Annotated in this window: 18 protein-coding genes; 12 read left to right on the top strand and 6 right to left on the bottom strand. The window is 53.1% G+C overall.

The annotated features are described in order from the left end of the window. Positions 1 to 230 precede the first annotated feature (230 nt). Positions 231 to 1,124, bottom strand: coding sequence for a carboxylating nicotinate-nucleotide diphosphorylase (gene nadC, locus OGY33_RS22610; protein WP_003837454.1), 894 nt, complete (start codon positions 1,122 to 1,124; stop codon positions 231 to 233). Between the two features lie 87 nt (positions 1,125 to 1,211). Between nadC and ampD the strand changes: the two genes are divergently transcribed. Both ampD and ampE read left to right on the top strand, forming a co-directional pair. Further along, positions 1,212 to 1,775, top strand: coding sequence for a 1,6-anhydro-N-acetylmuramyl-L-alanine amidase AmpD (gene ampD / locus OGY33_RS22605; protein WP_032942371.1), 564 nt, complete (start codon positions 1,212 to 1,214; stop codon positions 1,773 to 1,775). Next, a complete protein-coding gene (ampE, locus tag OGY33_RS22600) occupies positions 1,772 to 2,626 on the top strand; it encodes a beta-lactamase regulator AmpE (protein WP_032942372.1) in 855 nt (284 codons plus the stop codon). The genes ampD and ampE overlap by 4 nt, the downstream gene beginning before the upstream one ends. A 92-nt stretch (positions 2,627 to 2,718) precedes the next feature. On the opposite strand, the gene OGY33_RS22595 is transcribed toward ampE, so the two are convergent. From OGY33_RS22595 to aroP, 3 genes are all read right to left on the bottom strand, one after another. Next, the gene (locus tag OGY33_RS22595; RefSeq protein ID WP_191238858.1) at positions 2,719 to 3,669 is read right to left on the bottom strand and encodes a glycoside hydrolase family 43 protein; all 951 of its coding nucleotides are present in this window, start codon (positions 3,667 to 3,669) and stop codon (positions 2,719 to 2,721) included. Next, entirely contained in the window at positions 3,669 to 5,075 is a 1,407-nt protein-coding gene (locus OGY33_RS22590) for a glycoside-pentoside-hexuronide (GPH):cation symporter (RefSeq protein ID WP_191238857.1), read from the bottom strand. Before OGY33_RS22590 ends, OGY33_RS22595 begins: the two co-directional genes overlap by 1 nt. Positions 5,076 to 5,233: 158 nt before the next feature. Next, positions 5,234 to 6,607: an aromatic amino acid transporter AroP gene (gene aroP / locus OGY33_RS22585; protein ID WP_191238856.1), complete on the bottom strand. Its 1,374-nt coding sequence runs from the start codon at positions 6,605 to 6,607 to the stop codon at positions 5,234 to 5,236. A gap of 564 nt (positions 6,608 to 7,171) precedes the next feature. On the opposite strand from aroP, the gene pdhR reads away from it, so the two are divergent. From pdhR to traT, 5 genes are all read left to right on the top strand, one after another. After that, the gene (gene pdhR, locus OGY33_RS22580; RefSeq protein ID WP_003018699.1) at positions 7,172 to 7,936 is read left to right on the top strand and encodes a pyruvate dehydrogenase complex transcriptional repressor PdhR; all 765 of its coding nucleotides are present in this window, start codon (positions 7,172 to 7,174) and stop codon (positions 7,934 to 7,936) included. Between the two features lie 163 nt (positions 7,937 to 8,099). After that, positions 8,100 to 10,763 (top strand): pyruvate dehydrogenase (acetyl-transferring), homodimeric type, encoded by a 2,664-nt coding sequence (gene aceE / locus OGY33_RS22575; protein WP_032942374.1) that lies wholly within the window; start codon positions 8,100 to 8,102, stop codon positions 10,761 to 10,763. A 14-nt stretch (positions 10,764 to 10,777) separates the two neighbouring features. Then, on the top strand, positions 10,778 to 12,667 hold the full coding sequence (aceF, locus tag OGY33_RS22570; RefSeq protein ID WP_003829487.1) for a pyruvate dehydrogenase complex dihydrolipoyllysine-residue acetyltransferase: 1,890 nt from the start codon (positions 10,778 to 10,780) through the stop codon (positions 12,665 to 12,667). A gap of 175 nt (positions 12,668 to 12,842) precedes the next feature. Continuing rightward, complete coding sequence (lpdA, locus tag OGY33_RS22565) at positions 12,843 to 14,267, top strand: dihydrolipoyl dehydrogenase (RefSeq protein WP_003829486.1); 1,425 nt, start codon at positions 12,843 to 12,845, stop codon at positions 14,265 to 14,267. Positions 14,268 to 14,462: 195 nt separating this feature from the next. Next, a complete protein-coding gene (gene traT / locus OGY33_RS22560; protein WP_103014382.1) occupies positions 14,463 to 15,194 on the top strand; it encodes a conjugal transfer complement resistance protein TraT in 732 nt (243 codons plus the stop codon). Positions 15,195 to 15,257: 63 nt separating this feature from the next. Here traT and OGY33_RS22555 read toward each other — a convergent pair whose 3' ends face one another. Then, complete coding sequence (locus OGY33_RS22555) at positions 15,258 to 16,052, bottom strand: DUF2950 family protein (RefSeq protein ID WP_032942377.1); 795 nt, start codon at positions 16,050 to 16,052, stop codon at positions 15,258 to 15,260. A 10-nt stretch (positions 16,053 to 16,062) separates the two neighbouring features. Continuing rightward, positions 16,063 to 17,649, bottom strand: coding sequence for a DUF3300 domain-containing protein (locus OGY33_RS22550; protein ID WP_191238855.1), 1,587 nt, complete (start codon positions 17,647 to 17,649; stop codon positions 16,063 to 16,065). A gap of 448 nt (positions 17,650 to 18,097) precedes the next feature. Here OGY33_RS22550 and acnB point away from each other — a divergent pair, with 448 nt between their 5' ends. The 5 genes from acnB to OGY33_RS22525 all read left to right on the top strand — a co-directional run bounded on the left by acnB (position 18,098) and on the right by OGY33_RS22525 (position 24,607). Next, positions 18,098 to 20,695, top strand: coding sequence for a bifunctional aconitate hydratase 2/2-methylisocitrate dehydratase (acnB, locus tag OGY33_RS22545; protein WP_286572367.1), 2,598 nt, complete (start codon positions 18,098 to 18,100; stop codon positions 20,693 to 20,695). A gap of 174 nt (positions 20,696 to 20,869) precedes the next feature. Continuing rightward, a complete protein-coding gene (gene yacL / locus OGY33_RS22540; protein ID WP_020996227.1) occupies positions 20,870 to 21,232 on the top strand; it encodes a protein YacL in 363 nt (120 codons plus the stop codon). A gap of 180 nt (positions 21,233 to 21,412) precedes the next feature. Then, complete coding sequence (locus OGY33_RS22535; protein WP_048214928.1) at positions 21,413 to 22,366, top strand: 2-keto-3-deoxygluconate permease 1; 954 nt, start codon at positions 21,413 to 21,415, stop codon at positions 22,364 to 22,366. Further along, entirely contained in the window at positions 22,363 to 23,634 is a 1,272-nt protein-coding gene (gene dtnK, locus OGY33_RS22530; RefSeq protein ID WP_191238854.1) for a D-threonate kinase, read from the top strand. Before OGY33_RS22535 ends, dtnK begins: the two co-directional genes overlap by 4 nt. Next, the gene (locus OGY33_RS22525) at positions 23,624 to 24,607 is read left to right on the top strand and encodes a D-threonate 4-phosphate dehydrogenase (RefSeq protein WP_103014378.1); all 984 of its coding nucleotides are present in this window, start codon (positions 23,624 to 23,626) and stop codon (positions 24,605 to 24,607) included. Before dtnK ends, OGY33_RS22525 begins: the two co-directional genes overlap by 11 nt. Position 24,608: the final 1 nt, after the last annotated feature.

Below are 24,608 nucleotides of genomic sequence, written 5' to 3'. Positions count from 1 at the left end.
AGTTTGCTGGCGCTACTTTGGCAAACCCACGGGAGGACGGCGAGGGACAAAAAACAAAACGGGAAAGCGGGTTCAGAGGATTTTTACGAAATTACAGAGTCAGACAATGTATTTGCGAAGAGACTCGAAGAAACTGCCGGATGGTGGTGTAAATGCCGTATCAGGATTACAGAATAAACCTGTGTAGTAGGCCCGATACGCGAAGCGTCATCGGGCAATACAATCAGCAATTAGCGAAATCGCATGGAGAGATCGAGTGCGCGAACATGTTTGGTCAGCGCGCCAACAGAGATAAAGTCCACACCGGTTTCGGCAAATTCGCGCAGCGTTTCATGGGTGACGTTGCCCGACACTTCCAGACGCGCCTGGCCGTTGGTGCGTTTTACCGCTTCGCGCATTTGGTCAGTTTCGAAGTTATCGAGCATGATGATGTCGGCCCCGGCTTTCAGCGCGTCGTCCAGCTCATCCAGGCTTTCTACTTCGACTTCAACCGGCACATCCGGGTGCAACCAGAAGGCTTTTTCGACGGCCTGACGTACCGAGCCGGAAGCAATAATGTGGTTTTCTTTAATCAGGAAGGCGTCGGACAGCCCCAAACGATGATTCGCGCCGCCGCCGCACAATACGGCGTATTTTAGCGCGGTACGCAGTCCCGGCAGGGTTTTACGCGTATCCAGCAGTTGGGTCTTGGTTCCTGCTAACAGGTCGACGTATTTACGCACTTCGCTCGCTACACCTGAAAGCGTCTGCACAAAATTCAGCGCAGTACGTTCACCGGTCAGTAAAACGCGGGAAGGGCCGTCCAGTTCAAACAGCGGCTGATTGGCCTTTATGCTGTCGCCATCTTCGACATGCCAAGTGATGTTGACATCATCGCCAGCCAGCTGAATAAAGACCTCTTCCACCCAACGTTTTCCACAAAAAACGCCATCTTCGCGGGTGATTACGGTGGCATGGGAGCGCATGTCTTCGGGTAAAAGCTGTGCGGTGATATCGTTATTGGCATCAACTTCTCCGCCTAAATCTTCACGCAGCGCCTGAGCTACAGCGGCAGGGATATCCAGATTTATGCGTTCCAACAGCGCGTCACGTCGGTAGTCAGGGTTATAGCGGCGAGGCGGCATGATAAAACTCCAAATTGCTAACGAATCATAAGGTGGAAACATGCTACCCTGAACCTGATATGAGCACCACCAATAAGGAGATTCTGCATGTTGTTAGACGAGGGCTGGCTGGCAGAGGCGCGACGCGTCCCCTCTCCGCATTACGATTGCCGCCCGGATGACGAAAACCCTTCTCTGCTGGTGGTGCATAATATCAGCCTGCCGCCCGGCGAGTTTGGCGGCCCGTGGATAGACGCGCTGTTTACAGGCACGATTGATCCCAACGCCCATCCTTATTTTGCTGGGATCGCCCATCTGCGTGTTTCAGCCCATTGTTTGATTCGCCGTGACGGTGAAATCGTGCAATATGTGCCTTTTGATAAACGCGCCTGGCATGCGGGTGTGTCGAGCTATCAAGGGCGAGAACGCTGTAATGATTTTTCAATTGGTATTGAGTTGGAAGGGACGGATACGCTGGCCTATACCGATGCGCAGTATCAGCAACTGGCTGCCGTGACGAATACTCTGATTACGCGTTATCCGGCCATTGCTAACAACATGACAGGACATTGCAATATTGCGCCCGAGCGTAAGACCGATCCCGGGTCGTCCTTTGACTGGGCAAGGTTCCGCGCCCTGGTCACCCCCTCGTCGCACAAGGAGATGACATGACGCTGTTTACAACATTATTGGTGTTGATTGTTGAACGCCTGTTTAAGCTGGGTGAGCACTGGCAGCTTGATCACCGGATTGAAGCTTTTTTCCGCCGGATTAAGCATTTTTCGATGATGCGTACGGTAGGCATGACTCTGATTGCGATGGGAGTGACATTTCTGCTACTGCGCGCACTTCATGGGCTGTTGTTTAATGTTCCGTTGCTGGTGGCGTGGATCTTAATTGGCTTGCTGTGCATCGGTGCTGGCAAGGCGCGCCTTCACTATCACGCTTACCTGAACGCGGCTGCTCGCGATGATGCTCACGCCCGTGATGCGATGGCCAGCGAGCTGACGCTTATCCATGGGGTTCCGCCGGACTGCGATGAGCGTGAATTCTTGCGCGAACTGCAGAACGCGCTGTTATGGAACAACTTCCGTTTTTATCTGGCGCCGTTATTTTGGCTGATTGTCGGTGGTCCGTGGGGACCTGTGACGCTGGTTGGTTATGCTTTTTTACGTGCCTGGCAGTCCTGGCTGGCGCGCTATCAGACACCGCACCAGCGTCTGCAATCAGGTATTGATGCGATCCTGCATGTGCTGGATTGGATCCCGGTGCGTCTGGCGGGCGTGGTCTATGCGCTGTTGGGACATGGCGAGAAGGCGCTGCCGGCCTGGCTTGCCTCGCTTGCGGATCTGCACACGTCGCAATATCAGGTGCTTACGCGTCTGGCGCAGTTCTCGCTGGCGCGTGAACCGCACACCGATAAAGTCGAAACGCCAAAAGCCGCCGTTTCGCTGGCGAAGAAAACCTCGTTTGTGGTGGTGGTGGTTATTGCGGTGCTCACCATTTATGGGGCATTAGTATAGCGTTGTGCCGGATGGCGCTAATGCTTATCCGGCCTACAATGAAAAAACGTGTAGGCCCGGTAAGCGCTAGCGCCACCGGGCAGTGCAACGGTTTAGTTCGTATCAGCAGGCGGCACGCCAAAATCTGGCATGCCGTTTTCGTCCCAACGCACGAGCTTCAGACGAGTGTGGCGGTTTGGGTCGTACAGCGGATCGCCCTCGATTTCGGTGTAGTTTCTCGCGTGATACACCAGTACATCTTCACCTTCCGGCGTTTGTGTAAAGCTGTTGTGTCCTGGCCCAAACTGGCGGTTTTCATAACTGGTGGTAAAGACCGGGCGCGGTGATTTGTGCCAGTTCTGCGGGTTGAGCGGATCGGCGTTGAGGTCAATCCACAATAATCCCATACAGTAGTTCTCATCGGTGGCGCTGGCGGAATAGCTGATAAACAGCTTATCGCCATGAACTATGACGGCAGGACCTTCATTGACCCAAAAACCCCGGCATTCCCAGTCATACTCAGGATGACTTAGCATGACCGGCTCGCCTTTAATCGTCCATGGATTTTCCAGCTCAGCGAGATAGATATTGGAGTTTCCGGCGATATCGGGCGACTTCTGCGCCCAGAGGTACCACTGTTTTCCCTGATGGTTAAAGGTGGTGGCATCAAGCGCAAAGGTATCAAACTGCGTTTTAATCTGACCTTTCTCCGTCCACTGCCCGGTCAGCGGATCGGCGTCGGCACATTCGAGCGCAAACATGCGATGCTGGAACATCCCCAGCTTGTCGAGCGACTGTGTGTGAGTGGCAGCAAAATAGATGTACCACTTGCCTGCCAGATGATGGATTTCGGGTGCCCAGATGAGTTGGCTCATGGGGCCGCTTTCTGGTTTGTGCCAGACGACAACCGGGGCGGCGGTGCGTAGCCCTTCCAGCGAGTCGGCCCGGCGTATCTCCAGTCGGTCATATTCGGGTACTGAAGCAATGAAATAATAGTGGCTACCGTCACGTAAGATAAACGGATCGGCACGCTGTTCAATAAAGGGATTTGGCCACTGATTCATTAGGCTTTCCTTACGGTTTCAGTCGTTTTTATATCGTGGTATTCATTCAGTTCACGGTAGTTGGCGCGGCGCTTTTCTAAGTCTGTCTGTATTTGCTGCATAAACTCGCGGTCAACTTTCAGCAGACGAACCACGCCTGCGGTAATCAGGTAGCCTACGCCCGGTATGATGGTAAACAGCAGCATAATACCGTTAATGGCAGAGTCGCTTTGCGCTTTCGCCCCTGCGTCGTAGCCGTACCAGGATAGCAGGAAGCCGACCATCGCTCCGGCAATCGCCAGGCCCAGTTTCAGGAAGAACAGGTTACCGGAGAAGCTGATCCCGGTGATGCGTTTACCGGTTTTCCACTCGCCATAGTCATCGACATCCGCCATCAGCGACCAGTGCAGCGGAGAAGGGATTTGGTGCAGGATGTTGAGCAGGAAGTAGAGCACCATAATCATCATGGTTGCTTTTGGATCGAAGAAGTAAAACGCGCCGGAGAAAATCGCCAGGATGATATTGGTCCAGAAGAAGACTTTCAGTTTGCACCAGCGATCGGTTAACACCTTTGCCAGCATGCTGCCGATCATCATGCCGACCACACCAAGGCTGATAAACAACGTGGCAAACTGCGTGCTTTGCTGCATAACCCAGGTCACGTAGTACATAGTGGCGGCCATGCGAATAAAGCCCGGACAGACGTTGCACAGGGTTAACAGCAGAATTTTTACCCACTGATCGTTCTTCCACACGTCTTTCAGATCGGCTTTTAAATCGTCATTGGTCTGGACAGCAGGGCGTACGCGTTCACGGACCGTAGCGAAGCAAAACAGGAACATACACATGCCGATGAAAGCCAGAACCGCCATTGCCATCTGATACCCTTTGGCTTTGTCTTCCCCGCCGAACCAGTCGGCCATTGGCAGCAAGGTGAGGGACAGCAGCAGGGTTGCAATGCCTACCAACACAAAGCGATATGACTGGCAGGCGACGCGTTCCTTCGGATCGTTGGTGATGACGCTGCCGAGCGAGCAGTAGGGAATGTTGATCGCTGTATAAGTAATAGATAGCAGGAAGTAGGTAACGAACGCATAGATAACTTTGCTGTTATAGGTCCACTCTGGAGTGGTAAACATCAGTACGCTGAATAACGCGTACGGGAAAGCCATCCATAAAAGCCATGGACGAAATCGACCATATTTACTACGGGTGCGGTCGGCCATCGCGCCCATTATAGGGTCGGTAACGGCGTCGATAACGCGTACTGAGAGCAGTAATACGCCGACCAGTGCAGGTGCCAGACCAAAAATGTCTGTGTAAAAATAGTTAACAAACAACATGATGGCGCCAAAGATGATGTTGCATCCGGCGTCGCCCATTCCATAGCCGATCTTTTCTTTCACCGTGAGCTTACTGGTTTCCATCAACTGCACTCCATTAATGAGATATGGAGAGAATTATTGTCCGGCACCGGTGTTTTTGCGTTGCAGGATAACGCCGCTGATATGGACTAAACAGTCGTGAGTGGGAAAGTGTGAGGCAGGTAACAACCCCCACCTGACGCAGGTGGGGGGAGGGGGGATTAATGCGCTTTAACCGCGCCGGCCGTTTTTTGTTTACACAGGTAGCCGATGCCAAGAATGGCAATCCATACAGGGATTAAGTACACCGAGATCGCCATACCCGGCGTCATCAGCATAATCACCAGTACTGCAGCCATGAAAATCAGGCACACCCAGTTACCCAGCGGATAGAGCAGCGCCGGGAAGCGGGTGGTAACACCCTGCTGCTGTTTGGCTTTGCGGAACTTCATGTGTGCCAGGCTAATCATTGCCCAGTTGATCACCAGTGCGGAAACCACCAGCGCCATCAGCAGGCCAAAGGCGGATTCCGGTGCCAGGTAGTTGATCAGCACACACAGAGCCGTCACCAGTGCGGAAACCAGAATGGTGTTCACCGGTACACCGCGTTTGTCGACGTTCATCAGCGCTTTGGGCGCATTGCCCTGCTGTGCCAGACCGAACAGCATACGGCTGTTGCAGTATACGCAGCTGTTATAGACAGAAAGGGCGGCAGTCAGCACTACGATGTTCAGGGCATTAGCAACAAAGGTGTCTCCCAGCTCGTGGAAAATAAGGACAAACGGGCTGGTATCGGCCGTGACACGCGTCCACGGCATCAGGGAAAGCAGAACCGCCAGCGAACCCACATAGAAAATCAGGATACGGTAGATAACCTGGTTGGTCGCTTTGGGAATGCTTTGCTCCGGGTTATCCGCTTCTGCTGCGGTGATCCCGACCAGCTCCAGCCCACCGAAAGAGAACATAATAATAGCCATCATCATCACCAGTCCGGTGAAGCCGTGCGGCAGGAAGCCACCCTGGCTCCACAGGTTGCTGACGCTGGCCTGCGGGCCGCCGTTACCGCTAAACAGTAACCAGCCGCCGAACAGGATCATCGCTACGACGGCAATGACTTTAATAATGGCGAACCAGAACTCCATCTCACCAAACACTTTCACGTTGGTCAGGTTGATGGCGTTGATCAGCACAAAGAAGGCAGCCGCAGACACCCATGTTGGGATCTCCGGGTACCAGAACTGGATGTATTTACCCACGGCAGTTAGCTCAGCCATGGCAACCAATACGTACAGCACCCAATAGTTCCAGCCGGAAGAGAACCCCGCGAAACCGCCCCAGTATTTATAAGCAAAGTGACTAAATGAGCCTGCAACGGGCTCTTCAACCACCATTTCACCTAACTGACGCATAATCAAAAAGGCGATAAAGCCGGCAATAGCGTAACCCAGAATAATACCCGGTCCTGCAGACTGGATAACGGATGCGCTACCGAGGAATAACCCGGTACCAATCGCGCCACCCAGCGCGATTAGCTGTATATGGCGGTTCTTAAGGCCGCGCTTGAGCTGATCGCTATGCTGTTGACTTTCCATCATGAAACCTCGTGTGTGGTTTTACTCTTCATATTTCGAGTGCTTATTTTTTGAACTACGCAGCAATGCGTGTGTAAGTTTGCAATTCCGTTTGTTGTATTAATTTGTTTACAGATGCTTTTGATAAAATGTTGCCTTAATACTTTTGTCTTGATCAGAATAATGATATGCGAGCGCGAATGCACCTGCTTTATGCGGGGAAGATGACGACTTGAATAAAAAGAAACCATTTGTAAATGCGAGTTTATCTACCACAAAATTTCCATTTTGAATTTCTATTCATTAATAGTGGTTGATATATCGATAAATAAGCAGGTGAATCGGTTCAGATGAGATAATTTTTCGTTTCAATTCCGTTAAAACTACCACGAGGTGGGTAAATTTAACATTTGTGCATAGTTACATGTTTGAAACGTTATTTCTGTAATGTTGTTAAAATATGCCTCCTTTACTGATTTCAATCAAAACCTGTATGGACAGAAGGTGAATACTTTGTTACTTTAGCGTCAAGAACATGAAATTGGTAAGACCAATTGACTCCGGGCAAATGGCTTAAGACAGGAAATCATGGCCTACAGCAAAATCCGCCAACCAAAACTCTCCGATGTGATTGAGCAGCAGCTGGAGTTTTTAATTCTTGAGGGGACACTTCGCCCCGGAGAAAAACTCCCACCGGAACGCGAGCTGGCAAAACAGTTCGACGTCTCCCGCCCCTCCTTACGCGAGGCGATCCAACGCCTTGAAGCGAAGGGCTTACTGCTTCGTCGTCAGGGCGGTGGCACTTTTGTTCAGAGCAGCCTGTGGCAGAGCTTTAGCGACCCACTGGTAGAGCTGCTCTCCGACCATCCTGAATCCCAGTTTGACCTGCTTGAGACGCGCCATGCGCTGGAAGGTATTGCGGCTTATTACGCTGCACTGCGCAGCACGGATGAAGACAAAACGCGTATCCGTGAACTCCACCATGCGATCGAGCTTGCTCAACAGTCCGGCGATCTTGACGGCGAATCTGATGCGGTACTCCAGTATCAAATTGCTGTCACCGAAGCGGCACACAATGTGGTGCTGCTCCATTTGCTAAGGTGTATGGAGCCGATGCTGGCCCAGAACGTTCGGCAAAACTTCGAATTGCTGTATGCGCGTCGTGAAATGCTGCCACTGGTTAGCAGTCACCGTACCCGTATTTTTGAAGCAATTATTGCCGGGAAGCCGGAAGAGGCGCGTGAAGCGTCCCACCGTCACCTGGCGTTTATCGAAGAGATCCTGCTGGACAGAAGCCGTGAGGAAAGCCGTCGTGAACGCGCCTTACGCCGTCTGGAGCAACGAAAGAATTAGTGATTTTTCTGGTAGAACGTTAACCAGAAGATGTTGTAAATCAAGCGCCATATAAAGTGCGCGGCAACTAAACGCAGAACCTGTCTTATTACGCTCTCTGGCGAGAACGTAATGGGACAGGTTCCAGATAACTCAACGTATTAGATAGATAAGGAATACCCCCATGTCAGAACGTTTCCCAAATGACGTGGATCCGATCGAAACTCGCGACTGGCTACAGGCGATCGAATCGGTCATCCGTGAAGAAGGTGTTGAGCGTGCTCAGTATCTGATCGACCAACTGCTTTCAGAAGCTCGCAAAGGCGGCGTGAAAGTAGCGGCAGGTGCAGGGGCCAGCAATTATGTAAACACTATTGCCGTTGAAGATGAACCGGAATACCCGGGCAATCTGGAGCTGGAACGTCGTATTCGTTCTGCTATCCGCTGGAACGCCATCATGACCGTACTGCGCGCGTCTAAAAAGGACCTCGAGCTGGGTGGCCACATGGCATCCTTCCAGTCCTCCGCAACGGTATATGATGTTTGCTTCAACCACTTCTTCCGCGCACGCAACGAGCAAGATGGCGGCGATCTGGTGTACTTCCAGGGTCACATCTCTCCGGGCATCTACGCACGCGCATTCCTGGAAGGTCGTCTGACTGAAGAGCAGATGAACAACTTCCGTCAGGAAGTACATGGCAAAGGCCTGTCTTCCTACCCGCACCCGAAACTGATGCCAGAATTCTGGCAGTTCCCGACCGTATCTATGGGGCTGGGCCCAATCGGTGCTATCTACCAGGCTAAATTCCTGAAATATCTGGAACACCGTGGCCTGAAAGATACCTCTAAACAGACCGTTTACGCCTTCCTGGGCGACGGCGAGATGGATGAGCCAGAATCTAAAGGTGCGATCACCATCGCGACCCGTGAAAAACTGGACAACCTGGTCTTTGTTATCAACTGTAACCTGCAGCGTCTTGACGGCCCGGTAACCGGTAACGGCAAGATTGTTAACGAACTGGAAGGCATCTTCGCGGGCGCTGGCTGGAACGTTATCAAAGTCATGTGGGGCGGTCGTTGGGATGAGCTGCTGCGTAAAGACACCAGCGGTAAACTGATCCAGCTGATGAACGAAACCGTTGACGGCGACTACCAGACCTTCAAATCCAAAGATGGCGCATACGTACGTGAGCACTTCTTCGGTAAATACCCGGAAACCGCAGCACTGGTTGCTGACTGGACTGACGAGCAGATTTGGGCTCTGAACCGTGGTGGTCACGATCCGAAGAAAGTCTACGCTGCACTGAAAAAAGCGCAGGAAACCAAAGGCAGAGCAACTGTAATCCTGGCCCATACCATCAAAGGTTACGGCATGGGTGACACCGCTGAAGGTAAAAACATCGCTCACCAGGTTAAGAAAATGAACATGGACGGCGTGCGTTATATCCGCGACCGCTTCAACGTTCCTGTGACCGATGAGCAGGTTGAAAACCTGTCTTACATCACCTTCCCGGAAGGTTCTGAAGAGCACACTTATCTGCACGCTCAGCGTCAGAAACTGCATGGATACCTGCCAGCTCGTCAGCCGAACTTCACCGAGAAGCTGGAACTGCCAGCTCTGGAAGACTTCGGTGCGCTGCTGGAAGAGCAGAACAAAGAAATCTCCACCACTATCGCTTTCGTTCGTGCCCTGAACGTGATGCTGAAGAACAAGTCGATCAAAGATCGTCTGGTTCCGATCATCGCTGACGAAGCGCGTACTTTCGGTATGGAAGGTCTGTTCCGTCAGATTGGTATCTACAGCCCGAACGGTCAGCAGTACACCCCGCAGGACCGTGAGCAGGTTGCTTACTATAAAGAAGACGAGAAAGGTCAGATCCTGCAGGAAGGTATCAACGAACTGGGTGCAGGCGCATCCTGGCTGGCTGCTGCGACTTCTTACAGCACCAACGATCTGCCGATGATCCCGTTCTACATCTACTACTCCATGTTCGGGTTCCAGCGTATTGGTGACCTGTGCTGGCAGGCAGGCGACCAACAGGCTCGCGGCTTCCTGGTAGGGGGTACTTCTGGTCGTACTACGCTGAACGGTGAAGGTCTGCAGCACGAAGATGGTCACAGCCATATTCAGTCTCTGACTATCCCGAACTGTATCTCTTACGATCCGTCTTACGCGTACGAAGTTGCGGTCATCATGCACGATGGTCTGGAGCGTATGTACGGTGAGAAACAAGAGAACGTTTACTACTACATCACCACGCTGAACGAAAACTACCACATGCCGGCAATGCCAGCAGGTGCCGAGGAAGGTATCCGTAAAGGTATCTACAAACTCGAAACCCTCGAAGGTAAGAAAGGTAAAGTTCAGCTACTGGGCTCCGGTTCTATCCTGCGTCACGTGCGTGAAGCAGCACAGATCCTGGCGAACGACTACGGTGTAGGTTCTGACGTTTACAGCGTAACCTCCTTCACTGAACTGGCGCGTGATGGCCAGGATTGTGAGCGCTGGAACATGCTGCACCCGATGGAAACTCCGCGCGTTCCGTACATCGCTCAGGTGATGAACGACGCTCCGGCAGTAGCATCTACTGACTATATGAAACTGTTTGCCGAACAGGTTCGTACTTATGTACCGGCTGATGATTATCGCGTACTGGGTACTGACGGTTTCGGTCGCTCTGACAGCCGTGAAAACCTGCGTCACCACTTCGAAGTTGATGCTTCCTACGTGGTTGTAGCGGCCCTGGGCGAACTGGCTAAACGTGGCGAAATCGATAAGAAAGTGGTTGCAGATGCAATCATCAAATTCAACATCGATGCAGATAAAGTTAACCCGCGTCTGGCGTAAGAGGTAAAAGAATAATGGCTATCGAAATCAATGTACCGGACATCGGGGCTGATGAAGTTGAAATCACCGAGATCCTGGTCAAAGTAGGCGACAAAGTTGAAGCTGAACAGTCGCTGATCACCGTAGAAGGCGACAAAGCCTCTATGGAAGTTCCGTCCCCTCAGGCGGGTATCGTTAAAGAGATCAAAGTCTCTGTTGGCGACAAAACTGAGACCGGCAAACTGATCATGATTTTCGATTCCGCCGACGGTGCAGCAGCAGCTGCACCTGCTCAGGCAGAAGAGAAGAAAGAAGCAGCTCCGGCAGCAGCACCTGCTGCCTCTGCGGCGAAAGACGTACACGTACCTGACATCGGCGGCGACGAAGTAGAAGTTACCGAGATCATGGTTAAAGTGGGCGACACCGTTGCGGCTGAACAGTCTCTGATCACCGTTGAAGGTGACAAAGCCTCTATGGAAGTTCCGGCGCCGTTCGCCGGTACCGTTAAAGAGATCAAAATCAACACGGGTGACAAAGTGTCTACCGGTTCCCTGATTATGGTCTTCGAAGTGGCGGGCGCAGCGCCTGCTGCTGCACCGGCTCAGGCTGCTGCTCCAGCAGCAGCGGCGGCTCCGGCTGCTTCCGGCTCTAAAGAAGTTAACGTACCGGATATCGGTGGTGACGAAGTTGAAGTCACTGAAGTGATGGTTAAAGTGGGCGATAAAATTGCCGCTGAGCAGTCACTGATCACCGTTGAAGGCGATAAAGCGTCGATGGAAGTTCCGGCACCGTTCGCGGGTACCGTGAAAGAAATCAAAATCAGCACCGGCGACAAAGTTAAAACCGGTTCTCTGATTATGGTCTTCGAAGTCGAAGGCGCAGCACCTGCAGCCGCTCCTGCACAAGCAGCTGCTCCGGCTCCGGCCGCTGCACCAGCGCCTGCGCAAGCCGCAGCTCCGGCCGCAAAAGCGGAAGGCAAATCTGAGTTTGCTGAAAACGACGCTTACGTTCATGCAACGCCGCTGATTCGTCGCCTGGCGCGCGAATTCGGTGTGAACCTGGCAAAAGTGAAAGGTTCTGGCCGTAAAGGTCGTATCCTGCGTGAAGACGTTCAGGCTTACGTGAAAGATGCTATCAAGCGTGCTGAAGCGGCTCCGGCTGCAGCAGCAGGTGGCGGTATCCCGGGCATGCTGCCTTGGCCGAAAGTGGACTTCAGCAAGTTTGGTGAAATCGAAGAAGTGGAACTGGGCCGTATCCAGAAAATCTCTGGTGCTAACCTGAGCCGTAACTGGGTGATGATCCCGCACGTTACTCACTTCGATAAGACCGATATCACCGATCTGGAAGCGTTCCGTAAACAGCAGAACGCCGAAGCTGAAAAACGTAAACTGGACGTGAAATTCACCCCAGTAGTCTTCATCATGAAAGCCGTTGCCGCAGCTCTGGAACAGATGCCGCGCTTCAACAGCTCCCTGTCTGAAGACGGTCAGCGCCTGACCCTGAAGAAATACATCAACATCGGTGTAGCGGTTGATACTCCGAATGGTCTGGTTGTTCCGGTCTTCAAAGACGTGAACAAGAAGAGCATTACCGAGCTGTCTCGTGAACTGACCGTGATCTCCAAGAAAGCGCGTGATGGCAAGCTGACCGCTGGCGAAATGCAGGGCGGTTGCTTCACCATCTCCAGCATCGGTGGCCTGGGTACTACCCACTTCGCGCCGATTGTGAACGCGCCGGAAGTGGCTATCCTCGGTGTCTCCAAGTCCTCTATGGAGCCAGTGTGGAACGGTAAAGAGTTTATGCCGCGTCTGATGATGCCGATTTCGCTCTCCTTCGACCACCGTGTAATTGACGGTGCGGATGGTGCGCGCTTTATCACCATCATCAACAACATGCTGTCTGACATTCGCCGCCTGGTGATGTAAGCGAAAAAGCCGGCCCGACGGCCGGCTTTTTTCTGGTAATCTCATGAAGTCAGTGAGGTTATTGTGCGAAAGACAAATCGGTTGCCGTTTGTTGTTTCAAAATTGTTAACAATTTTGTAAAATACGGGCGGATAGAACGACCCGCTGGACGACGGGTATAAATTAAGAGGTCATGATGAGCACTGAAATCAAAACTCAGGTCGTGGTACTTGGGGCAGGCCCTGCAGGTTACTCTGCTGCCTTCCGTTGCGCAGATTTAGGTCTGGAGACCGTCATCGTAGAACGTTACAGCACCCTTGGCGGTGTTTGTCTGAACGTCGGCTGTATCCCTTCTAAAGCGCTGCTGCACGTAGCAAAAGTTATCGAAGAAGCCAAAGCGCTGGCTGAACACGGTATCGTTTTTGGCGAGCCGAAAACCGATATCGACAAGATTCGTACCTGGAAAGAAAAAGTTATCACTCAGCTGACCGGCGGTCTGGCGGGTATGGCCAAAGGCCGTAAAGTGAAAGTGGTTAACGGTCTGGGTAAATTTACCGGGGCAAACACCCTGGAAGTTGAAGGCGAAAACGGCAAAACCGTGATCAACTTCGACAACGCAATCATCGCGGCGGGTTCCCGTCCGATCGAACTGCCGTTTATTCCGCATGAAGATCCGCGCGTGTGGGATTCCACCGATGCACTGGAACTGAAAACTGTTCCTAAGCGCCTGCTGGTAATGGGCGGCGGTATCATCGGTCTGGAAATGGGTACCGTGTACCATGCGCTGGGTTCAGAGATCGACGTGGTTGAAATGTTCGACCAGGTTATCCCGGCTGCCGACAAAGACGTGGTTAAAGTCTTCACCAAGCGTATCAGCAAGAAATTCAACCTGATGCTGGAAACCAAAGTGACCGCCGTTGAAGCGAAAGAAGACGGTATCTACGTTTCCATGGAAGGCAAAAAAGCCCCTGCCGAAGCTCAGCGTTACGATGCTGTGCTGGTAGCTATCGGTCGTGTACCGAACGGTAAAAACCTCGACGCGGGCAAAGCTGGCGTGGAAGTTGACGACCGTGGCTTCATCCGCGTTGACAAACAGCTGCGCACCAACGTGCCGCACATCTTTGCTATCGGCGATATCGTCGGTCAGCCGATGCTGGCACACAAAGGTGTTCATGAAGGTCACGTTGCCGCTGAAGTTATCGCCGGTAAGAAACACTACTTCGATCCGAAAGTTATCCCATCCATTGCATACACTGAACCAGAAGTTGCATGGGTTGGTCTGACTGAGAAAGAAGCGAAAGAAAAAGGTATCAGCTACGAAACCGCCACCTTCCCGTGGGCTGCTTCTGGCCGTGCTATCGCTTCCGATTGCGCAGACGGTATGACCAAACTGATTTTCGACAAAGAATCTCACCGTGTTATCGGTGGTGCGATTGTCGGTACCAACGGCGGCGAGCTGCTGGGCGAAATCGGTCTGGCGATCGAAATGGGTTGTGACGCAGAAGATATCGCGCTGACCATCCACGCGCACCCGACTCTGCACGAGTCCGTTGGCCTGGCGGCAGAAATCTTTGAAGGTAGCATTACCGACCTGCCAAACCCGAAAGCGAAGAAAAAGTAATTTTTACGCTTTTGTGAAAACGCCTCTTCGGAGGCGTTTTTTTTGTCTGAAGCTACCAGTTCTGGTAGTCATCTCATTGATATTTCCGCTAAAAAAAATTGCGCAACTGCCGATACTTTTTTCGCCATTGTGTGGCTACTGGCCGCACGGAGAAGAGACTCTGGACTCTCTATTACACGAAAAAAAGGAAAATACATGTCTTTAAAAAAAATCGCGGTTATTGGCATGGTTGTCGCGACAATGACGCTGACCGGTTGTGGTGCAATGACCACCGCCGTTAAAAAACGTAACCTTGAAGTGAAAACGCAGATGAGTGAAACCATCTGGCTGGAGCCTTCCAGCGAGAAGACCGTCTACATTCAGGTAAAAAATACCTCTGATAAAGACATGAGTAACCTGCAAACCCTGCTGGCAAATGACCTGTCCGCGAAAGGCTATAAAGTGACCAGCTCACCGGACAGCGCTTATTACTGGGTGCAGGCGAACGTATTGAAAGCAGACAAAATGGATCTGCGTGAAGCTCAGGGCTTCCTGAAAACCGGCTATGAAGGTGCCGCGATGGGCGCAGCGCTGGGCGCGGGTATTACCGCTTATAACAGCAACTCCTCTGGTGCGGCGCTGGGTGTTGGTATCGCGGCGGGGCTGATCGGCATGGCTGCGGATGCGATGGTGGAAGACGTGAACTACACCATGGTCACTGACCTGCAGATCTCTGAACGCAGCAAAGCGAAAGTGACAACGGATAACGTTGCGGCGTTGCGTCAAGGGACATCTGGCATCAAGCTGCAAACCAGCAGCGCGCAAGGCGATCGCGCAAAATACCAGACCCGCGTTGTGTCTAATGCTAACAAAGTGAATCTGAAGTTCGAAGAAGCGAAGCCGGTGTTGGAAGCTCAGTTGGCGAAATCTGTCGCTAACATCCTGTAATTTGTTTTGAGTTGCCGGGCGGCGGCTACGCCTTACCCGGCCTACTAACCTTTCGACTCGGTATCAGGGCGCTACAGGTTGCCAGTTTTTATCCGGATGGAATGTGGTTAACGCTTGTGCTTTCTGCTGTGATTCAACACCGAGATCGGCCTGGTAGACTTTGTCTTCACCGTTAATGATAAAACTCATCACGCCGGTGTGATCGTAGCTAACGGGCCAGGCTACCATGGCAAAACCGCTGGTTTTATCGGGAAGGATCCGGAAGCGATAGCCGTGATAGCCCATGCCCGGCTCCTGTGGACTGAAGGCTGGGCCAAGCGGGCTTGGCGCTTCGCCCGGCGAAACAGGCCAGTACAGACCATCCTTTTTCCCTTCAGAACTGACAATCTTTTGCGCGTATTTCTGGTTCATCGCAAAATAGCTCTGCTGAGCATCCACATAGGCGTGCAACGCCTCGATGGCAGCAAGTTCGTTGCGTCCAATCTCACGGGTCAGGATCTCTTCGGCCGCTTCCTTGATATCAAATTGCCAGCCTGAAGCGTTTTTGACGACGGGGATTGGCAGTTGCCAGTCGCTGTCCCCAACCACAAGATGCGCCGTATTGCCGTCGATGACAGTGCTATGGCGTACCTTCCAGTCACGCAGGAAGCGATCAACCGCATCAGGATCGACGCCTTCTGGCGGCAGAAAATCACGCCAGTTTTCCCCGAGCAGATTGCTCATTGCACTTTCATTTTGCTCACTAATAGCGTTTGCCAGCGCATCTGTTGCCTGGTCTGGTGTGCTGAAGGATTGTTGTGCCATCGCGGTGGCCGAAACCATGAACAACACCATTCCACTGAGTAGTTTATTTTTCATGTCGGTTCCCTTAACGATGACGGAATTCACGGTGTTCAGCACGCCCGCCAGAAGGCTGGCGCGATGGCTGATTACGGGCGACCTGCCGGCTCTGGGCACCTCGCTGTTGCTGTGCCTGCCAGTTGGCGGAGCGACTGTCGTTACCGCTCAGCGCATTGGCGCGTGGCTGGCTGGTTCGCTGTTGAAGATTGCGCTGTTGCACATTGCGTTGTTGCGCCGGTTGCGTGACCCGTTTCTCCTGTCGCTGGGCGACTGCCTGGCGATTCTCACGCTGCTGAGTGCTCGTCCGCTTCGCGGTTTGCGGTTTGGTATCGTAACCGCGGTAGTTATTACGTTGGGAAATTTGCTTCAGTTGTTGATTCGATGCCTGACGCTGGGCGTCTTTCGTGCCCGAGCGTGCCGTTTGCGGGAATGTTTTCCCCGTCGATTTTTCCATCTGGCTCAGGGCTGCCTGACGCTGGCTATCACGGTTGACCGGTCTTTGCTGGGTCGAACTTAACCCGGTTGCCGTGTTAGTGGAGTGGAAGCGGTTATTGAGCTGGCTATTTGGGTAAGGCACACCCTCACGGTAGGCCGGGTTATGCTGCCAGGTACGGTTGGCATCTGTCAGGCGCTGACCACTGATTTTATTGAAGTTATCAACGTTAATGTTGATGTTGTTATCACCGTTGCGGTTATAGCCGCCATGGTTATCCCAGTCATCATTATGATGGTGGTCGTCGTCGTCATCCCAGTCGATGTTGCTGAAGATGGCATAGGTTGTGGCGACACCAAGGCTGAAGCCTAAACCATTGACGAAGCTGTTACCAAATTGCTCACCGGGCGTTGGTGGCAGATAGGTTGGCGGATAGGCGGTATTCGGCCAGGTACCGTAAACCGTGTTCGGGTTATAGGTTGGAACGTACACCACCTGCGGATCGGCGGATTCAATCTTGATGACAGTAGGGCTTGTCGTGGTGGTAGTGCTGGTCGTCGATGTGCTGGTGGCGGTTTTCGCCGGTGCCGCTTTGGTCACGGTGGTGACGGTCTGTTGCGGTGTTGATTGCAGCGCGCCGGTTTGTTGCGCCAGTACACGCAGACGTTGAACGGAATCCATGACGTCCTTCGGCTGCGCGAGGAAAGCATCACCCAGGCTTTGTACCCACGGCGGATTTTCACCCATCAGTGACATCAACTGAGGAAAAGCGACCAGCGATTTCACGCTGGGATCCCAGGGCTGGCTGGCAACGGCCTGAATGGCGGCATCGCCCTGCATTTTGGGATTGTCTTTTGACCACTGTGCGGCCTGGATGACGTTAGCCGGATAGGTTGAGGCCATCAAAATTTGCGACAACAGCGAGTCTGGATAGAGCGCGATAGGCGCAACCCACTGATCGATTTGTGCTGCTGAGTAGGTTGGTGCCACGGCGGGTGCAGTTTGCTCTACCGGGGCGGGGACCGCTACGGGAGCTGGGGCCGGTGTTGACGGTTGCTGCGCAACGGGGGCCGGAGCAGCAGGCTCCGTTGTGCGACTTTTAACAAACATCACGCCAGAGGCGGCAAACAGCCCGGCACTGCACAAAAGGACAAGCAGATGTGGCTTAAGGGGCAACTTCATAAAATGACTCCAACGAGACGAGCGCTGTGCCGTGAGGCGTTCCTGTTGCCGCGAGTATTATTCACCCGTGTTAGACAGTTTTGACTTTTATGGTTGATTCACCAGATACGTCCGGAAAAAGAGTGTGAGTATTTATTACACAATTATATGTGATGGCGGAAAAATCGCTGGAATATTCAGCCGATTGCGCTTGAAAATTAACCGTTTATGGGCGATTTTAAGCTGACTTAATTTCGCCTCACCTTGTCGCTATACCATTCTTAACGATTCAGCCAATTTTTTATGTTGCTTTTTTGTAAACGGATTAACACTTAATGAAAATCCTGTTATTGTGCCTTATGCGGTACCGGGCATTTACCCTACTAACTACTGTCTCACAGGAGCGTGAAGAGAATCGCCCATCTACAAAAGCGCCGCATTATGACAATGAGAGCGAGGAGATATCGTCGTGCTAGAAGAATACCGTAAGCACGTAGCTGAGCGTGCTGCCCAGGGGATTGTGCCAAAACCTTTAGACGCAACCCAAATGGCTGCACTTGTCGAGCTGCTGAAGACCCCGCCTGTGGGCGAAGAAGAATTCCTGTTAGACCTGTTGATCAACCGTGTTCCTCCTGGCGTAGATGAAGCCGCTTATGTTAAAGCTGGTTTTCTCGCCGCTGTCGCAAAAGGCGACACCACCTCCCCGCTGGTTACCCCAGAAAAAGCCATTGAACTGCTGGGCACCATGCAGGGTGGCTACAACATTCATCCGCTGATCGACGCGCTGGACGATGCAAAACTGGCGCCGATTGCCGCCAAAGCGCTCTCTTCAACGCTGCTGATGTTCGATAACTTCTACGATGTAGAAGAAAAAGCCAAAGCGGGCAACGAATATGCGAAGCAGGTAATGCAATCCTGGGCTGATGCCGAATGGTTCCTGAACCGTCCAGCTCTGGCTGAAAAAATCACCGTTACCGTCTTTAAAGTGACGGGTGAAACCAACACCGATGACCTTTCTCCGGCACCGGATGCATGGTCTCGCCCGGATATCCCTCTGCACGCTCTGGCGATGCTGAAAAACGCCCGTGAAGGTATCGAACCGGATCAGCCTGGCGTGGTTGGCCCGATCAAACAGATCGAAGGATTGCAGAAAAAAGGTTACCCGCTGGCTTATGTGGGTGATGTTGTCGGTACCGGTTCTTCGCGTAAATCCGCAACCAACTCCGTGCTGTGGTTCATGGGTGACGACATTCCTCATGTGCCGAACAAGCGCGGCGGCGGCCTGTGCCTCGGCGGCAAAATTGCACCTATCTTCTTCAACACCATGGAAGATGCGGGCGCACTGCCGATTGAAGTGGACGTGTCGAACATGAACATGGGCGACGTGATTGACGTTTACCCGTTCAAAGGCGAAGTACGCAACCACGAAACCGGCGAACTGCTGGCAAGCTTTGAGCTGAAAACCGAAGTCCTGATCGACGAAGTACGCGCCGGTGGCCGTATCCCGCTGATCATCGGTCGTGGCCTGACTACCAAGGCGCGCGAAGCGCTGGGCCTGCCGCACAGTGACGTATTCCGTCAGGCGAAAGACGTGGCGGAAAGCAGCCGTGGCTTCTCCCTGGCACAAAAAATGGTTGGCCGTGCCTGCGGCGTGAAAGGCATCCGTCCGGGCGCGTACTGCGAACCGAAGATGACCTCCGTCGGTTCTCAGGATACTACTGGCCCTATGACCCGTGACGAACTGAAAGACCTGGCGTGCCTGGGCTTCTCGTCTGACCTGGTGATGCAGTCCTTCTGCCACACTGCGGCGTATCCGAAGCCGGTTGACGTGAACACGCATCACACGCTGCCAGACTTCATCATGAACCGCGGCGGTGTGTCGCTGCGTCCGGGCGACGGCGTTATTCACTCCTGGCTGAACCGCATGCTGCTGCCGGATACCGTAGGTACCGGTGGTGACTCCCATACCCGTTTCCCTATCGGGATTTCCTTCCCGGCAGGTTCTGGTCTGGTGGCGTTTGCTGCTGCGACCGGCGTGATGCCGCTGGATATGCCGGAATCCGTTCTGGTGCGTTTCAAAGGCAAAATGCAGCCGGGTATCACCCTGCGCGATCTGGTACACGCCATCCCGCTGTACGCGATCAAACAGGGTCTGCTGACCGTTGAGAAGAAAGGTAAGAAGAACATCTTCTCTGGTCGCATTCTTGAAATCGAAGGTCTGCCGGATCTCAAAGTGGAGCAGGCGTTCGAATTAACCGACGCCTCTGCTGAACGTTCTGCTGCCGGTTGTACCATTAAGCTGAACAAAGAGCCGATCGTTGAGTATCTGAGCTCTAACATCGTTCTGCTGAAGTGGATGATCGCAGAAGGTTACGGCGATCGCCGTACGCTGGAACGTCGTGTGCAGGGCATGGAAAAATGGCTGGCGGATCCGCAGTTGCTGGAAGCCGACGCTGACGCAGAATACGCGGCAGTGATCGACATCGATCTGGCGGATATCAAAGAGCCAATCCTGTGTGCACCGAACGATCCGGACGATGCGCGTCTGCTGTCTGACGTACAGGGCGAGAAGATCGACGAAGTGTTCATCGGCTCCTGCATGACTAATATCGGCCACTTCCGTGCCGCTGGTAAGCTGCTGGATGCGCACAAAGGCCAACTGCCAACGCGTCTGTGGGTGGCTCCGCCAACCCGTATGGATGCGGCACAGCTGACCGAAGAAGGTTATTACAGCGTGTTCGGTAAGAGCGGTGCGCGTATCGAAATTCCAGGCTGCTCTCTGTGCATGGGTAACCAGGCGCGTGTAGCCGACGGCGCAACGGTGGTGTCGACCTCTACCCGTAACTTCCCGAACCGTTTAGGTACCGGGGCGAACGTCTACCTGGCTTCTGCGGAGCTGGCGGCGGTTGCGGCGCTGATCGGCAAACTGCCGACGGCGGAAGAGTACCAGACCTATGTGGCTCAGGTAGATAAAACGGCCGTAGATACTTACCGTTATCTGAACTTCGACCAGCTGTCTCAGTATACCGAGAAAGCCGATGGTGTGATTTTCCAGACTGCGGTGTAATGCCCTAAAGCATTTTGTGTAAAAACGCATCAATGCCCGGAGAAGTCTGCTTCTCCGGGCATTTTTATTTCTATTCCTTATACCCACTACGCTTTTTTTCTGCCGCGCTGCTGCGATAATTACAGCAAGGCGCAATGCGGTATTGGCGCATTGCCGGGAGTAGAGGAAGACATTATGGATTACGAATTTCTGCGCGACATTACCGGGGTGGTAAAAGTGCGTATGTCCATGGGCCACGAGGTGGTGGGGCACTGGTTTAATGAGGAAGTGAAAGAAAACCTGGCCTTACTTGATGAAGTGGAACAGGCAGCGCGTGCGGTTAAGGGCAGTGAGCGCTCCTGGCAGCGAGCAGGGCATGAATACACGCTCTGGCTGGATGGCGAAGAAGTGATGGTTCGCGCTAATCAGCTGGAGTTCTCTGGCGATGAGATGGAAGAGGGGATGAGCTACTACGACGAAGAAAGTTTTTCGCTCTGTGGTGTAGAGGACTTTCTTCAGGTTGTGGCGGCATACCGCGAATTTGTGCATCAATCCTGAGATATTTCAGATATCAATGAAGCCGGGTGAGACAAACCCGGCTTTTTTTTCATCCGAATGATTATTTGATTTTTATTAATCATTCAAAAACTGTGATCTGCCGCGTTTGTGATCTTATTTTGATTGAATATAATCGTTGTGATTTTATTTAATCACAACATAACAACAGGCGGGAAGACCATGAACATCAAGAAGGCAATAGAACGCGTACCCGGCGGCATGATGGTTGTGCCGTTGGTTATCGGTGCCATTATCAACACTTTTGCCCCGCAGGCGTTGCAGATCGGTGGATTCACCACTGCTTTATTTAAAAATGGCGCGGCTCCCTTGATTGGCGCGTTCCTGCTCTGTATGGGCGCGGGAATTAGCGTAAAGGCGGCGCCGCAAGCTTTGCTACAAGGCGGCACGATTACGCTGACCAAGTTATTGGTCGCGATTGCAATTGGTCTCGGGGTTGAACACCTGTTTGGCGCGGAAGGCATCTTTGGCTTAAGCGGTGTTGCCATTATTGCGGCAATGAGTAACTCCAATGGCGGGCTTTACGCGGCGCTGGTTGGCGAGTTTGGCAATGAACGCGATGTTGGCGCGATCTCCATTTTGTCTCTGAATGACGGACCTTTCTTTACCATGATCGCGCTGGGCGCGGCGGGTATGGCAAATATTCCTATCATGGCGCTGGTGGCGGTTCTTGTTCCGTTGGTGGTTGGCATGATCCTCGGTAACCTCGACGCTAATATGCGTGACTTCCTGACGAAAGGCGGTCCACTGCTCATTCCTTTCTTTGCGTTTGCACTTGGAGCCGGTATTAACCTGGAAATGCTGCTGCAAGGTGGTCTGGCGGGCATTCTGCTGGGTGTGCTGACCACCTTTGTGGGCGGCTTCTTTAACATTCGTGCCGATCGTCTGGTAGGCGGGAGTGGTATTGCTGGTGCTGCGGCATCCAGTACGGCGGGGAACGCCGTCGCGACGCCACTGGCCATAGCACAGGCCGATCCCTCGCTGGCAGAGGTTGCCGCTGCGGCAGCGCCGCTGATTGCTGCGTCGGTCATTACAACCGCCATTCTGACGCCAATTCTTACGTCGTGGGTCGCGAAAAGGCAGTCTCGTCAGACCGTGCAGGAGAAGAAAGCATGAAAATGATCGTTATCGCCGATGACTTTACGGGCTCTAACGATACCGGCGTACAGTTGGCGAAAAAAGGGGCGCGTACCGAAGTAATGCTGACCCCAGCGCAGAAACCGTCGCGCCGCGCCGATGTTCTGGTCATCAATACGGAAAGCCGGGCGATGCCGGCAACGCAGGCCGCCGCGGCTGTACAACAAGCGTTAGCGCCATGGTGTGAGGGCGAAGCAACACCGCTGGTATACAAAAAAATAGACTCAACATTTCGTGGCAATGTGGGGGCTGAAGTCACTGCCGCCATGCGTACAGCCGGTCAGACGCTGGCCGTGATTGCGGCGGCAATTCCTGCTGCCGGGCGCACCACGCAGGATGGCTTGTGCCTGGTCCATGGTGTGCCGCTGCTGGAAACGGAATTCGCCAGCGATCCAAAAACGCCTATTCACTCTTCGCGTATTGCTGAACTGGTCGCACTGCAAAGTGATGTCCCTGTACATGAGGTGTCGCTGGTGGATGTGCGTCGGGGAAGCTTGAGTGCGCTGCTGAGCGCTTTTGCAAAAGCCGGCGAATGTATGGTGGTGGTGGATGCCGTGGAAGAGCGAGATCTCGCGCTCATTGCACAGGCGGTTTGTGAGCAAAAACAGATGCCGCTGCTCGTAGGGGCGGCAGGGCTGGCCAATGTGCTACCGGCCGCAACGTTTATGCAAGAAAAGCAGGAATTACCGGTGTTGGTTGTGGCTGGCTCAATGAGTGAGGCAACGCGACGTCAGGTGGAAAAAGCAGTGTGTCAGGGTCGGGCAAAAGTCGTTGATATCGATGCCGCGCGGTTGGTTGCATCGTCATTTGCACCGGAAATGGACTCTGTTATTGAACAGGCTTGCGCGCAACTGAGCCAGCAGCAGCACACGATCTTACGCACCAGTCGATGTGCAGAAGACCGGGACATGATCGACACGCTGTGTTTCAACGTGGGGATGAGTCGCCAGCAGTTGGGAGAACTGCTGAGTCAGCGTCTAGGGGAGATAACGCTGCGCATTATTGAACAAGCACGTATCGGCGGATTGTTCCTGACCGGAGGCGATATTGCCACGGCGGTCGCCAGTGCGTTGGGTGCTGAAGGGTATCGCATCCACAGTGAGGTCGCCCCCTGTATTCCGTGCGGAACGTTTGTGAATAGCGAGATTGACGACTTGCCGGTTATTACCAAAGCGGGTGGATTCGGTTCTGATACGACCCTTTGCGATGCGCTGTATTTTATTGAGGAGATGTACCGTGGTAACTAAAACAATTGCGATTACGATGGGAGATCCGGCGGGGATTGGTCCGGAAATTATTGTTAAAGCGCTACGCGAAGATGAACTTAATGGTGCACCGCTGGTGGTGGTCGGGTGCCTAAAAACGCTGCAGCGGTTACAGGCTCAGGGGCTGGCTGACGGAGTAACATTTCGCGCTATTGAACAGGTCGCCGATGCCAGATTCACGCCAGATACGATTCATGTGATTGATGAACCACTGGCGCAGCCTGACGAACTGGTCCCTGGTACAGTGCAGGCACAGGCGGGCGATCTGGCCTATCGCTGTGTGAAGCGGGCGACTGAACTGGCGATGAAGGGGGATATACATGCCATCGCGACCGCGCCGTTGAACAAAGAAGCGCTGCATCTCGGCGGACACAATTATCCTGGGCATACCGAACTGCTGGCAACGCTGACCGAAAGCAGTGACTATGCGATGGTGCTGTACACCGATAAGCTGAAAGTTATCCATGTTTCGACGCATATCGCACTGCGCAAATTCCTTGATACGCTCAATGGGCAACGTGTCGAAACGGTGATTAGTATTGCGGATACCTTCCTGAAGCGCGTAGGCTTTGCACACCCGCGTATTGCCGTTGCGGGGGTGAATCCACATGCCGGAGAGAATGGCCTGTTTGGTGATGAGGAAATTCGTATTGTCGGACCCGCGATTGAGAATATGAAAGCGAAGGGGATGGATGTTTACGGTCCGTGCCCGCCGGATACCGTGTTTTTACAGGCTTATGAAGGTCAGTATGACATGGTGGTGGCGATGTACCACGATCAGGGGCATATCCCGCTGAAATTGCTGGGTTTCTATGATGGTGTAAATATCACAGCAGGTTTACCGTTTATTCGTACCTCTGCCGATCACGGTACGGCATTTGATATCGCCTGGACGGGAAAAGCAAAATCTGAGAGCATGGCCGTATCGATCAAACTGGCAATGCAACTGGCGTAAT

The organism is Citrobacter sp. Cpo032, from assembly GCF_030332975.1.
GTDB lineage: Bacteria > Pseudomonadota > Gammaproteobacteria > Enterobacterales > Enterobacteriaceae > Citrobacter > Citrobacter portucalensis.
Note: the sequence above shows the minus strand (reverse complement) of the source record. Positions and strands in the feature narration are given on the sequence as shown.